Genomic DNA, 13,047 nt, shown 5'->3' with positions numbered 1-13,047 from the left:
GTATTATTATTTTAGTTATTTATATTTCTTTAACAATCTGTTTACTTGCCTATTTTTTTTCAAATAGTTTTATTTAGCCTAAGTAATGTTATCATAAGAATTTTTGTCAATCCTTATCATAGCCATACTTTTTATCTAGCTTATTCATTAACCGAACGTATACAAAGATTAGGATAACAAATACATAAATTGAACCTTGTTGGGCAAACCAAAAGCCCAGAGGAAAACCTCCTATATGAATCTGGTTCAAAGCATCTTTGAAAAGAATTCCTGCCCCATAGGATACGGTAAACCAAATAGCAAGTAAAACAAATAAGTATTTCAGGTTTTCTTTCCAGTAAGCACTGGCATTTTTTTGTTTTTCTGACATATTATTTAAAATTTTTAGAGATAAATCATTGCTTGCAGAGTGATGAGACCTTGTGCATCTGCATCACCTAATTTTGTATTCATGTATTCAATACTAATTTTAGAATTATGACCACTTAAGTAGGCGTTACCCCCAATACCCAAAACAGATTCATTAGTATCATTAAAATCAATTGATCGTGTGTTATAAGATACATACGGTTGAAACTTCACCTTCTTATTATCATTGGGAATAACGTAACCAACATGTCCGTAAATCATAGACCCGGTTGCATAAGTACCTCCTAATCCTAAACTATAATCAGTACCATAATCATTATTCTGATACGTCGCATAGGCTGTAATAGCAGAGCCATTTTGACCAATTGGGGCATCATAAAAAGCGTCAATTGCAAATATTGCCACGTCTTCTCCTTCTAAAGTACCATCTGTATTAGCAAAAACACTTCCATTTGGATGAAAAAAGAATCCTGCACCTATATTAAATACTTTTTTTCCTCCGATGTAAGATCCAACTTTATACGGTAAGAAGTTTGATTCCTGATCTAGGAAATTGTAGTCAAAATATCCTGCAAAGTTTTTTCCTGCTTCCTCAGAGCCTAGCAATTCTCTTCCCGTATACACCGGTGCTTCAGAATCAGGAACTGTACCTGCTTGCAATGTATTAGTCAATGATTCGTTTATAGAAACTCTATATTGCAGTTTGCCTAATTTCCCTTTGGCATAAACACCGATGTGTCTAGCAAATTGATCAGATAACCCAATTGTAGCCCATGATTCTCTATTATTATCGAGCGTCATCATATTAAGCGTACTTTGGTTGTTTAAACGTGAGATTCCATTCCAATAATGAAGCCCTGCTCCTATTGCATGATCGGTCCCAAGGCTCCACTGCCCCCACGTTGCATGCAAAAAAAGTTGTGAATTTTCTCCGGTTCCTACAGGAGAAAGATTATTTGCATTAAGACTGTTAAGTCCAAAATGTGTTAGAATCAAAAAATTGCTAGTTATCTGCGAAAACATTAATACTCGTGCTCTACGGATACTAAAATTTGTCTTACTAGTTCCCTCTTCGGCTTCGCTATTGTGTTGTGCCCAAAATTGGGCCCAAGAAATAACCCTAAAATATTTTGATCCATCTTCGTTAAGTTTGACCTTTAACCCTCCTGTATAGTCTGGGGATCCTTGAGAAAATGCAACACATGGTATCAAAAAACTACTTAATAGAAGTAGCAATACGAGCTTTTTCATAAATTAAAGAATTTGATTAAATTAATAATGATTGTACTACTTGCGTAGCTGTGTGCACCTTATAAAAGTCTAAAAATTACAGTGATTCATAAAAATAACTATAGTTATATGCTAATTACTATAGTTATTCTCTAAAGCGTTCCCATTTTATAAGCATAAACTTATCACCAAGCTCAGTAACAATTACTCCGGCTCCTTTAATATTTTCTGAAGATTGAAAATAATTAGCTAGTTCTGATGCATTAAGAATTTTGTATGTAGGATGATATTCAGAATTAAACGGTCTTTTGATATTATATTTTTTCACCCAATTAATGACACTCACATGAGAAATCCCTAAAATACGCTCAATCTCTCTATAAGACAATCCCTCTAAATACAGTTGCAAAGCTTTATTAACATAGTAGTCATCAATTCTTTTACCCAGCTTGTTTACTGTAAAATAATAATTACACTCTTTGCAACGATAACGCTGCCGTAGATCAATTACACCGCTTTTTATGTACTTAGAAGAACCACAATTTGGACAAGCACGTATCATTAACTATAGTATATTTGCATAAATATATCATTTTAGCAATATAAATATATCAATAAACTAATTAATAAATTATAATTATGATATTTTTTTACTTATTTTATTGTTGATTTATTTTTTTTACATTCTTTTTAGTAAATAAAAACCAAATAAAACTATCTTAGAAACTATAATGCAAGATGAACTTATAGACATATATAATAAAGATGGAATTTCAACCGGAGAAGTCTGTTTAAAGTCTGAAGCCCATAAAATGGGGCTATACCATACAAGTATTCATGTATGGTTTTTTACAAAGGACCATAATATTCTTCTACAAAAAAGGGCTGTTGATAAAGATACTTTTCCGAATTTATGGGATATTTCGGTCGCAGGTCATATTGGTTCTGGAGAAACTGTAGAAAATTCTGCGATTAGAGAAGTTAAAGAAGAAATTGGGCTGTCTATATCAAAAAAGGATTTAATATTTATTGGCACTCACTTGTCAGAGAAAAAACCAAAACCCGATCTCTTAGATAATGAATTCCACCATATATTCATTGCTGAATTAAAACATTCAACCCAGAAACTTACCCTTCAGGAAGAAGAAGTTTCTGATATTGCACTGATCCCTATTTCTATATTCGAATCTGAGATCAGAGATTCTGAAAAAAAAAAGAAGTATGTTCCGCATGATATATTGTATTTTGAATGGATTCTTAAAGAAATCAAAAATCAATTACGATAATACTCTCATTGTATCTTACTATTGGAATTTTAATATAGTTAGTTTTAACTCAAATACCTTTACATTGTAAATTGACAACCAATAATAATATTATGAAAAAAACGAATCAAGAAACTATTAAAACATTGAACATATTACTCTCTGATTATCACTTATACTATCAAAAACTACGCAATTTTCATTGGAATATTACTGGGCCTCATTTTTTTGAGTTACACTCAAAATTTGAGGAATTATATGAAGATGCTAAGCTCAAAATTGATGAAATTGCAGAAAGAATACTGACTCTAAGAGGCAATCCAGAAAGTAATTTTAGTTCTTACTTAAAATTATCTAACATCAAAGAAGCTAATACAACTTTGAAAGATCATGAAATGGTCTCAGAAATTTTAGAAGATCACAATGCGTTGCTGCATCAATTAAAACTAGTTACTGCTTCTGCAGATGAAGCTGGAGATGATGGAACTCTAGATATCACAGGAACGTACATAGGAGAATTAGAAAAAGTAAGCTGGATGCTTAATGCATGGAACCAAAAAAAGTAAACCTTTGAAACTTTATTATCTTATTATTTTTATTAGCTTTAATATAAGCTGTCAAAAAAAAAGTAATTCGCAGTTAATTAAGGTAAATGATCTATCAAAATCCCTTAATGAAATCTCAGGTATTGTTAAGTCATCTGATAAGACCCTGTTTGCTATTAATGATTCGGGAAATAGTAATACCGTTTTTTGTCTTAATAATAATGGAGAAATAAAGAAGAAAATTAAGGTTCCTGAAAGTAAAAATATTGACTGGGAGGATTTAGCTTTGGATAAAAACAATACGTTATATATTGGGGATTTTGGTAATAATGCTAATGACAGAAAAAATTTGGTTATTTATAAAGTTTCCAATCTTTTATCTAATCAAATAAATGTTTCTAAAATAAAGTATAGTTATGAAGATCAAAAAGATTTTCCTCCTAAAAAAAAGAACTTAAACTTTGATGTAGAGGCTTTTATTCACTTGAATAAAAGTCTCTACTTATTCACAAAAAATAGATCAAAAAAATCATCGGGAACCACTAAAGTTTATAAACTATCAACTAAACCAGGTAAACATGTTGCCAAACTCATTACCTCATTCGAATTATGTGATTCATCAAAAAAATGTATGATTACGGCAGCCTCAATTAATGCCTCTGAGAATAAAATCGTACTTCTAACTCATGATTATGTTTATCTACTCAAGAATTTTGATCAAAACGGATTAGAAAATGCGACCATAAAAAAAATCAAATTACATCATTACTCACAAAAAGAAGGTGTGTGTTTTAAAAACGATACTACTTTACTAATTACTGATGAAAAGACAGGAAATAAAAAAGCTACTTTATATGAATATACTTTGAAGTAATTATTCAAAAAAACTTAAAACTCATCACGCAGTATCCCATAATCATAATTATCTGACCAACCTGATTTGAGCGGCAAATTTTCTCGTCTTCTTCCTTCCCTAATCATACCTACTTTCTCTAAAACTTTTATTGACCCTATATTTTCTACTGCGCACCCTGCCTCTATCCTATGTAAATTTAATGTCTCAAATCCAAATTCAACTAGCCTTTTTAATGCCTCTGTTGCATATCCATTACCCCAAAACGATGGATGTAATTTATACCAAACTTCTCCTTTTTGATATTTGTAATGACTTTTTGTTATAGCCATCAATCCTATAAATTGGTCTGTTGATTTTAGTCTAATGCTAAATACAAATTGAGTTCTTCGCTTGCGGTTCTCTATCCACTCGTCTAGATACACTGATGTCACATGAATATTCGTAGGAATTCCGAGAGTATTATATTGGTCAACTTCGGGTATCGAATGCAACTCATGAACATCTTCTAGGTCAGATTCTTGCGTATAACTAAGTGTAAGGTTTTTTGTAATTAATTCTTTATCCACATTATGATGACTTGATACAAATTAATCTTATTAATAAGTTTTATGAATATAAATTTCTCAGCATGTTTATTTTTTAAAAATCTAGCCCCAGTCCGAATGTGAAGCGTAACCCATCATCACTACTAAACACTCCTAATTGCCCTCCTATTGCATCAATTGCATTAATCCACATACCGCCTCCAAAGGAATCATGCCATATATCAGAATCCTCTCCATCTAACCAAACACGACCAATATCGTACCCTGTAAACACACCTAATTGCAATGGCAATAACCCTGTCTTAAACTTATTGAAACTATATCGCAAATCGTTACTTATTGCCAATGCACTTTCTCCTGTAAATCGCTCTTCTCGATATCCTCGTAGTCCTTTGGTTCCTCCTAGATTCGCTCCTTGATAAAACTCAAAACTATCACCAACATTAATTTCTGCCATAGCATCAGTTTTTAGCACTAACTTTCGGTTTCGTGTTATAGCATTATAAAAACCTAATCTGGGATGTATATATCCAAAAGTTCTGTCTGCATCTTCTATGTTCATATTAGCTCCAACTTTTAGGTTAAAAAACATTCCGCGTGTGGGGTTTATAGCATTATCATAGCTTTCAAAGCTATAGACTACATCCAAATTTGTGAAATACTTTCTATCAAAAAAACTCGAATCTGATGTGATGAAACCAAGTCCAGAAGTTATAAATCTATCTTGTGTATCTTGAACCTCGACCCCTTGAAACCCTGTAGTTATAGAAAACTCACTCCCGTATTGATTTTTACTAGAAGCACCAATACCAAAAAACCAGATTCCGGTTTTTACTCTATTATAATCCATTCCTAAATCTTCGTCAAAATTCTTGGTATTATTACCGTATCCAAAGAAGTTTTGTGCAAAATTCTCGCTGGTATATTTAGCATCCATAAGAAAATTCCAGTTTCCAATAGCTTTGATAAACTCACCTGAATACGATAAGTCATATCCTTCTGTCTGAAAATAATACGCTGCTCCGAAAATATGTTTACTATGATAGGGTGAATTTTTAAATCCATTAATAGTATAAGTATCGCTTACATTTATGTTCATACCATCATCTGGATTAAAGCCTATAAAAGGAGCTATGGTATTTGTCTTACTAATAAATTTATGGTAATCATAGACATTATAATCATAAATATCACTCTTTATATATTTTGCGTTCCCCTTCTTTTTTACGGTATTCTTCTTAGATTTATGATCGTATAGTTTTATTTTTTTTCCATTTTCAATTGTATAAACATCATTATTTTGCCCTCCTACTATTCGAATTTTTATAGGATTGATTCCGCTACCTTTTACAACAAACGTATCATCATCATCTAGTCCATATATCCAAATTTCTTTGGTTTCATTAGACGAAAAGGTTCTTTTAATAAAGGGAGGGTTCTTTGATTTACCTTTGATTCTGGATACTTTAATATCTGTACTATTATCTGTTCTTACAATTTCGAACAGATCATCTTTATCGGTTCCTGTTATAATAGCATGTCTAGAGAAGTATTCATAATAGCGCTCTGCGATATCTTCTATATTGTTAATTCTAGACTTTAGGTTTTCTTTTATTTGTTCTACTGTATCATCCTGAACTTCCTTTGGGAGTCTTGCAAATGCTTTCTCTATAACTGCATCAGATATATTCTCCTTAATATATTGAGCTTGTTGAGTCCATACATCTTTTCCTGAATTTTGAATTAATGCCATATCCAAGGGTATTCCTGAAGTATTTATCCATCGTACTTTATCCAAATCACTATCATATACCTGAAACTTACGTGCTAATGGAACTATAAATTTTACGATATCCAAAATTATACCATCATAATTAGAAAATACCTGATCACGATCTCTGGGTATAGGCCTATAAAGACTCTCTTTTTGGTTATCAAATCGTGCCCAGCGCCATTGATCAGAATGGCGATCCCAATCACCAAGAATCATATCAAACAATCTTGTCCTTATGTAGTTTTCTTCGTCAATTTTATATTTTTCATCTTTTCTTAGATTACTCAGCATATCATCTGTACTTTCGATATCATCAGGTGAACCAAATGACACTTCTTCTTTATGTTCTTTTCCTGGACGCTCTTCGAGAAAATAAAGTTCATTTCCGAAATTTTCATTAAACTCTTTTAAAGCCGGATGCTTAGGAATATAGTAGATACTGGGATTCGTATGATAAACTCCTATTGCCTTTGCAAGAGGGCCCACTGCCAAAAATGCGTATGGGTAACTAGAAGTATAAAAATCCGAGAGAACCCCTTCTGTAACTGTATCATCAAAACCATCTCCGATATATGTATTTTTAAAAGCTCCTTTTTGTAAAAATTGAGAACTACTCTTTCTCATGGCTCTCAAACTATAACGCTTACCTTCTTTATCAAGAATACGTAAAGACCTCGTTACTTGGCCTCCGCCTTGTCTATCCACCGTAAATCCACCCATTAATGTATCAAGAGTAGCAATAGGAGCGTTTATGTCAGTACCGTAAACGTATCTGTAATGGTCTCCCCATAAAGAGGTATAAAATTTTGACTTTTCGACCTCTTTTTTGTCGTAAATAGATGAAAGTGTATCTCTGTTAAAAGATCGAGAAACTGTATTATAAGAATAAGGTTCTTCTTTACTATGAACTTCTGTTTGATACACAATCTTAGGAGTTCCTTTTTCATTTGCATAAAATCGTACAGAAGAGGATCCATCTCTATATATATCAAGCACAGAGAAACCCTGACCAGGATACGAGAACAGGCCATCTTTACCTAAAGAAACTGCCGAAACCTTTGATCCCGAACCTGACACAATCTGCTTACCCTGTTCACTATCAATGTACTGTAAAGAATGCTCATGTCCTGAGACAAAAACAACCCTATCCATACCTTGCGTCATTATCGATAATCTCCTCATTAATGAATTATAATGCTTATTAGAAATATCTTGAGTAGTCACTCCTCCCTGTGATCTCATTAGAGCAACAAGTGAACCCAAAATAGGCAATGGAATTTTCTTTTTTGATGGAAAAATATGTTTGTCAAAACTAAATTTCCCGCCATGAGGTCCATAAGTAAACATTGGGTGATGCATAGCCACTACAATCGTTTTCTTACTATGCTTTTTTAACTCTCCTTCTATTTCGAGAAAGAATTTATTGCGAGTTTTGATATCACAATTATCATTAATAGTCGGATTCTTATCCCAATTGGCGAGATACCATTGCGTATCCAAAACAAGTAAGTGAATTTTATCACTTACTTCTATACTTTCTAAAGGGCATCCTTTTGCTGGTAAAAAAGAATCCTTTCGTTTCATTTCTTTTACCACATATTTTTCTTGTCGTCTCAATCCCTCTACACCATTAGCATACCAATCATGATTTCCCGGAATAAAAATTGTAGTCCCATCAAAACTTTCCTGAGCTTCAATTTGCGCATTAATCCTATGTTCGGACAATGCCCTAGCGGCAGACTCCTTTTGAGGCATTCCTTCGGGGTAAATATTATCTCCCAAGAATATCAAATAATCGTCTTTTGATTGTGTCGTATCCAATACTTTAGTCAATAGACTTAGCCCTTCAGTACTTTCATTTATCTCTGCGTTGCCTGCATCTCCTATGAGGAAAAAGGATTTTTCTATTTCTTTTTGAGGTAGTTTTTGATCATTACTTTTAACTTCATATTGAGGTTGATACGTAGCACAAGAGGCAAATAATAATGCCATAGCGAAAGTGGAAATCTTAGTATATTTAATCATTTTTGAACTATAATCTCTTTTATTTTAATTATTTTGGTTAATGAAAAAATAAACTTATGTCTTCCCTTATAGAAAAAACAGATCATTTTGTTTCTCAACTTTTTGAAAAAGAACTACCTGAGTCCTGTGTTTATCATAATTACGCACATACCAAAAGAGTATTTAAAAGTACAAAAGAAATCATTGATAGTACCGATTTATCAGAGGAAGATAAAGAAGTTTTACTATTAACGGCTTTATTGCATGATACGGGGTACTGTAAGAGTTTTCATGACCATGAAGAATATAGTGTCGAAATCACCAAAGATTTTCTTTCTAAGGAAGAAGTATCTCAAAATATAATTGATGTAGTTTGTCTGCAAATTATGGCTACCAAAATGGACCATGTTCCTACGAATCAGATGGAAAAAATTATTAGAGATGCGGACGCCTCACATTTTGCAAAAGACTATTTTTTTGAAGCTAGTGAATTATTACGAAAAGAGTTTAAAATTAATAAAATTGTTGATTTAAGCATCTCTGATTGGTTAAAAACAAATATTGATTTATTTAAAAACAAACATACATACTATACCGAGTATGCCAAAGCACATTGGACAGACAAAAAAGAAGAAAACCTATCTAAAATGATAGAAAAACAATCTAAACGGAAAAAGGACAAGAAAAAAGAGCAATTAAAAAAAATGTTGAAAGAAGAAAGTCCTGAAAAAGGCATACAAACATTATTTAGGGTTACCTTAAGAAATCACTTAAAATTAAGTGATATTGCTGATACGAAGGCGAACATTCTACTTTCTGTAAACGCAATTATTATCTCTCTTGCTTTATCTAATCTTATTCCCAAATTAGATAACCCTTCGAATCAATATCTTATATATCCTACAATGATTTTTATTGTATTTTGTATTGCTTCTATTATTTTATCGGTATTAGCAACAAGACCCAATATTACGAGTGGTGAATTTACCAGAAAAGAAATTGAAGAAAAAAAGGTGAATCTATTGTTTTTTGGTAATTTTCATAAAATGCCTTTGAATGAATTCAAATGGGCTATGGGTGAGCTTATGGCGGATAAAGATTATATTTATGATACGATGATAAAGGATTTATATTTTTTAGGTAAGGTATTACACAAAAAGTATAAAATATTACGTATAACATATACCGTTTTTATGATAGGTATTCTGACTTCTGCTATCTCCTTTATAGTTGCTTTTAATACACTACAGTAAATTGAGGAGTGCGGCACTTCACCACGAAGACACCAATATATAGTTTGTGAAACTTATAATATTACTCTAGTTGGCAAATAAGTAAACTGCACATGTTCGAACTACGACTATCCTTAGTCTATAACTCTTTCATTAAATCCTCATAAGTATAATACTCTTGTTCATACTCATCTTTATGATATAGAATATTAACCCGTAACGCTTTTAACCCCGTAACTCCCTGTAAATCTTCTAATTCTAATATTTCGATTTCATCCTCAAGGTAATTCTTAGATTGCAAAAAGTTAATATATTTAATATACTCTTCTTCATCTGATCGCTGTGAATATACAATCACTAATTTTCCTTTTTCGGTGATTCGCTGATCCGTTCCTTTTATTTTTGACTTATCAACTCGTTTTTTTACCACTTCATACCTTGCATTGTAAGTACCATCAACATCAAAACGTTTTTCATCCATTCTAAACCTTACCGATAACGATGCATTAAATACCAACACCATAGAAGCTACATCCAAGGCCACGGGCAACTCCCTTTTTATCTGGTAATATGCATTTTCCATTTCGCACATTAACTGTAATTGCCATAACCTTAAATTATACAGGTATACTTTATTAAAACTATCTTGTTTTGTTATTGACTCTCCTATATACATATTATGCTCTACTCCATCTGACTTAAAACGTTCAAAGTAATGAGGGTACATCCCTTGAGCCTCATCTTGTTTCTGATCTAATAAAGCAGCCATTTTCTTGTTAATCAACATAACAGAATCATCATAATCTTTACGATGTTTATACACCGTTTTTATTGCGCTATCAAGCATCTCATTATACTCATTCATCAAAACATCTAATTCTACATTTTTGTTCTTGAGATGTTTGAATAATGGCGTTATATCTTTTTTTATAAAATCTAGAATCTTCTGTTCACTATCTACTTGTAGCGTATCAGAAATCCCATTTATATACTGTTCAGTTCTAAAATATAATTGCTCATAAATAGGAAGTGGGTCAATATCCAGCACTTTATTAATGACAACCGATATTCCTTTAAGTTGTAAAACAAGGTCTTGTTTTACCGCAAGATTACGGGCTTCAGAAGATCCCTTAATATCTATTTGCCCATACAAAGGATATACATTTTCAAACACAACTTCTCTAAACGATACTGGGTTACCATCGATCATGGCTCTCATAAATAGCTTCGCTTCCTCCTTAAATTTCCAATGGACACTTGGGTGAATAGACGTACACTCTTGTTGTATAATTAATTCTAATTCATTCTCAAACTTTGCTTTAGAACGCTTCACAGAATCTACTAAATAAGGCATTACATCTTGCAACTTATTAGCATTAATACTATTTAATTCATGAATATTAGGAGACACAATTTCTAAAATCCCTAACAGGCCATCCTGACTTTTAATGGGAGCTAGTATCGCACTTTTAATCCCTTGTTTTTTTAATTTGGCATACATTAACTCCTTGGGTGCACGTTTCGCATATTTATCAACATCAGAAATAGAGAAATAGGCAAACTTTTCGAATAAATGTTTATGTGTTCCATTACATAAAGCTTTTTCACAATCATCCGAAAATTTATCGCATAGAATGTAACTCTTTATATCTTTTGAAGGAACTCGTTCTAACATGTTTTCTTCTTCATTATAACTAGAAAACCCTACTTCGATCTCACGCAAGTTAAAAATTGCTCTAAAAATCTCTTGAAAACTGTTAGCAAAGTCTATTTGAGTTTTATCATATCTAATCAAACTTGTTTTAAAATCAGATAGAGATACATCTGTTGTAACATCAAACATATTAGCCAATACAACTCCTTTAAAAATCCAACTATAAGGCGGAAATTTTTCTTTCCAAATATCAATATTATCAAAATTATCTAATAGCTCTGCTACATCATCATCTGTAATGTCTTTTGCCCTATCGGTCTTAATGATATCGATAAAATCCCCATTATAAAGAACTCTATAATGCTTCATTACCCCTTGACTATCAGGGATATCATAAAAAAAAGGACGTTTAAAATCTATATTATAATTATAGTATTTTCCTAAAATCATACTACATCCCATTATAAAATAATGGTCTTCATCTAAGTTTTTTAGTTGCGGTTCAAAATCAGGACCTGCATTTTTTAATATGCTTTCATATCTATCTGTAGATTTTAAAACCGTGTAATGAAAAGGTATTGTGGCAATTTTAATCTCGTTATTCTGTAGGATTACCGGAAAAGTATCTTCTAGAACTAGTTGAATTTGAGGCAATAATTCATTCACACGATCCTCACTCTCTATTCCTGTTTCTAGTTCGGGGTACTCTTCAGCTATTTTGAGAATACGTTGCGCTCTATCTTGGATAAGTTTATTATCACTTTTTGACAACTCTCGATATTGTTCAAAAAACTTAGAAAAACTAATCCATATATCCAATGGAAAATCTTGACCAAAAACCCTCATATTCCTTTATTTACTTAGTATAACAAAAATAAGACAAAGCAAATACTATCAAGAAATATTAACAATTAATTAAATGATAGTCGATAACTTGAATTTACATTCTTCAGAAAAACAATTGCCGATATATACATGTAAATATTAATCTAATTACGGTTAAACCGCAAATAAAATCGATGTAAAGCATATTTTTACAATAATTATCACTAACTTAGAGGAATAATCTTATAAAATACCCCAAAATATGAGAACAAACTACATACCCCTAATTATCGTATTATTTCTAGCTGTTAATTTGATAAATGCCCAAGATGATCAAGAAATACTTCCAAAAATTTTACTAAAAAACACAACGCTAAACAAAAATACAACCTATATTATCGATGACAATATTACCATCTCTAATGGATCGGTATTAATAATTGAAGAAGGCGTACAATTAAAGAGTAAAAACAATACCGAAATTACTTTTATCATTGATAGTGGATCCAGAGTGATTGCAAATGGTTCCTATGATTCACCTATTACTACTTTAAAAGAAGGCGAAAAAGACAAACAACCTTCTATTATAATGAAGTCGTCAATTTCTGGAAATTCCCAGAAAATTACGAGCCGTCAATATGTTTATGAAAATATTAATAACCCAACCATGGTTGTTAATACCAATACATTCATTCCTTCTGAAATAAGTAGTGTTACCCCAGATTTTTAAAAGAAAAAAACTAGAAAA

At 31.9% G+C, this 13,047-nt stretch carries 11 protein-coding genes; 5 read left to right on the top strand and 6 right to left on the bottom strand.

Features of this window, described 5'->3' with window-relative positions; genetic code table 11:
* Positions 1-106 precede the first annotated feature (106 nt).
* The 3 genes from DZ60_RS0110930 to DZ60_RS0110920 all read right to left on the bottom strand — a co-directional run bounded on the left by DZ60_RS0110930 (position 107) and on the right by DZ60_RS0110920 (position 2,161).
* On the bottom strand, positions 107-370 hold the full coding sequence (locus DZ60_RS0110930) for a DUF4212 domain-containing protein (protein ID WP_025742115.1): 264 nt from the start codon (positions 368-370) through the stop codon (positions 107-109).
* Between the two features lie 14 nt (positions 371-384).
* Positions 385-1,620, bottom strand: coding sequence for a hypothetical protein (locus tag DZ60_RS0110925; RefSeq protein ID WP_025742114.1), 1,236 nt, complete (start codon positions 1,618-1,620; stop codon positions 385-387).
* Positions 1,621-1,744: 124 nt separating this feature from the next.
* Positions 1,745-2,161 carry an IS1/IS1595 family N-terminal zinc-binding domain-containing protein gene (locus DZ60_RS0110920; protein ID WP_034229431.1) on the bottom strand — a complete coding sequence of 139 codons (417 nt, stop codon included), beginning with the start codon at positions 2,159-2,161 and terminating at the stop codon, positions 1,745-1,747.
* Positions 2,162-2,330: 169 nt separating this feature from the next.
* Here DZ60_RS0110920 and DZ60_RS0110915 point away from each other — a divergent pair, with 169 nt between their 5' ends.
* From DZ60_RS0110915 to DZ60_RS0110905, 3 genes are all read left to right on the top strand, one after another.
* The gene (locus DZ60_RS0110915) at positions 2,331-2,885 is read left to right on the top strand and encodes an NUDIX hydrolase (protein ID WP_025742112.1); all 555 of its coding nucleotides are present in this window, start codon (positions 2,331-2,333) and stop codon (positions 2,883-2,885) included.
* Between the two features lie 92 nt (positions 2,886-2,977).
* Positions 2,978-3,430, top strand: coding sequence for a Dps family protein (locus tag DZ60_RS22925; protein WP_034229429.1), 453 nt, complete (start codon positions 2,978-2,980; stop codon positions 3,428-3,430).
* Positions 3,431-3,434: 4 nt separating this feature from the next.
* Positions 3,435-4,283 (top strand): NHL repeat-containing protein, encoded by an 849-nt coding sequence (locus DZ60_RS0110905; RefSeq protein WP_025742111.1) that lies wholly within the window; start codon positions 3,435-3,437, stop codon positions 4,281-4,283.
* A gap of 14 nt (positions 4,284-4,297) precedes the next feature.
* On the opposite strand, the gene DZ60_RS0110900 is transcribed toward DZ60_RS0110905, so the two are convergent.
* Together DZ60_RS0110900 and DZ60_RS0110895 are read right to left on the bottom strand one after the other, a co-directional pair.
* Positions 4,298-4,831: a GNAT family N-acetyltransferase gene (locus tag DZ60_RS0110900; RefSeq protein WP_025742110.1), complete on the bottom strand. Its 534-nt coding sequence runs from the start codon at positions 4,829-4,831 to the stop codon at positions 4,298-4,300.
* A gap of 73 nt (positions 4,832-4,904) precedes the next feature.
* On the bottom strand, positions 4,905-8,576 hold the full coding sequence (locus tag DZ60_RS0110895) for a metallophosphoesterase (RefSeq protein ID WP_241448739.1): 3,672 nt from the start codon (positions 8,574-8,576) through the stop codon (positions 4,905-4,907).
* An 89-nt stretch (positions 8,577-8,665) separates the two neighbouring features.
* Here DZ60_RS0110895 and DZ60_RS0110890 point away from each other — a divergent pair, with 89 nt between their 5' ends.
* Positions 8,666-9,841, top strand: a complete 1,176-nt coding sequence (locus DZ60_RS0110890) for a Pycsar system effector family protein (protein ID WP_025742108.1) — start codon at positions 8,666-8,668, stop codon at positions 9,839-9,841.
* A gap of 118 nt (positions 9,842-9,959) precedes the next feature.
* On the opposite strand, the gene DZ60_RS0110885 is transcribed toward DZ60_RS0110890, so the two are convergent.
* The gene (locus tag DZ60_RS0110885; protein ID WP_025742107.1) at positions 9,960-12,320 is read right to left on the bottom strand and encodes a cell surface protein; all 2,361 of its coding nucleotides are present in this window, start codon (positions 12,318-12,320) and stop codon (positions 9,960-9,962) included.
* Between the two features lie 241 nt (positions 12,321-12,561).
* Here DZ60_RS0110885 and DZ60_RS0110880 point away from each other — a divergent pair, with 241 nt between their 5' ends.
* On the top strand, positions 12,562-13,029 hold the full coding sequence (locus tag DZ60_RS0110880; RefSeq protein ID WP_025742106.1) for a hypothetical protein: 468 nt from the start codon (positions 12,562-12,564) through the stop codon (positions 13,027-13,029).
* Positions 13,030-13,047 lie beyond the last annotated feature (18 nt).

Source organism: Aquimarina pacifica, from assembly GCF_000520955.1.
Taxonomy (GTDB): Bacteria; Bacteroidota; Bacteroidia; order Flavobacteriales; family Flavobacteriaceae; genus Aquimarina; species Aquimarina pacifica.
The sequence above is the reverse complement of the archived record's forward strand: the minus strand, read 5'-3'. Positions and strand labels throughout refer to the sequence as shown.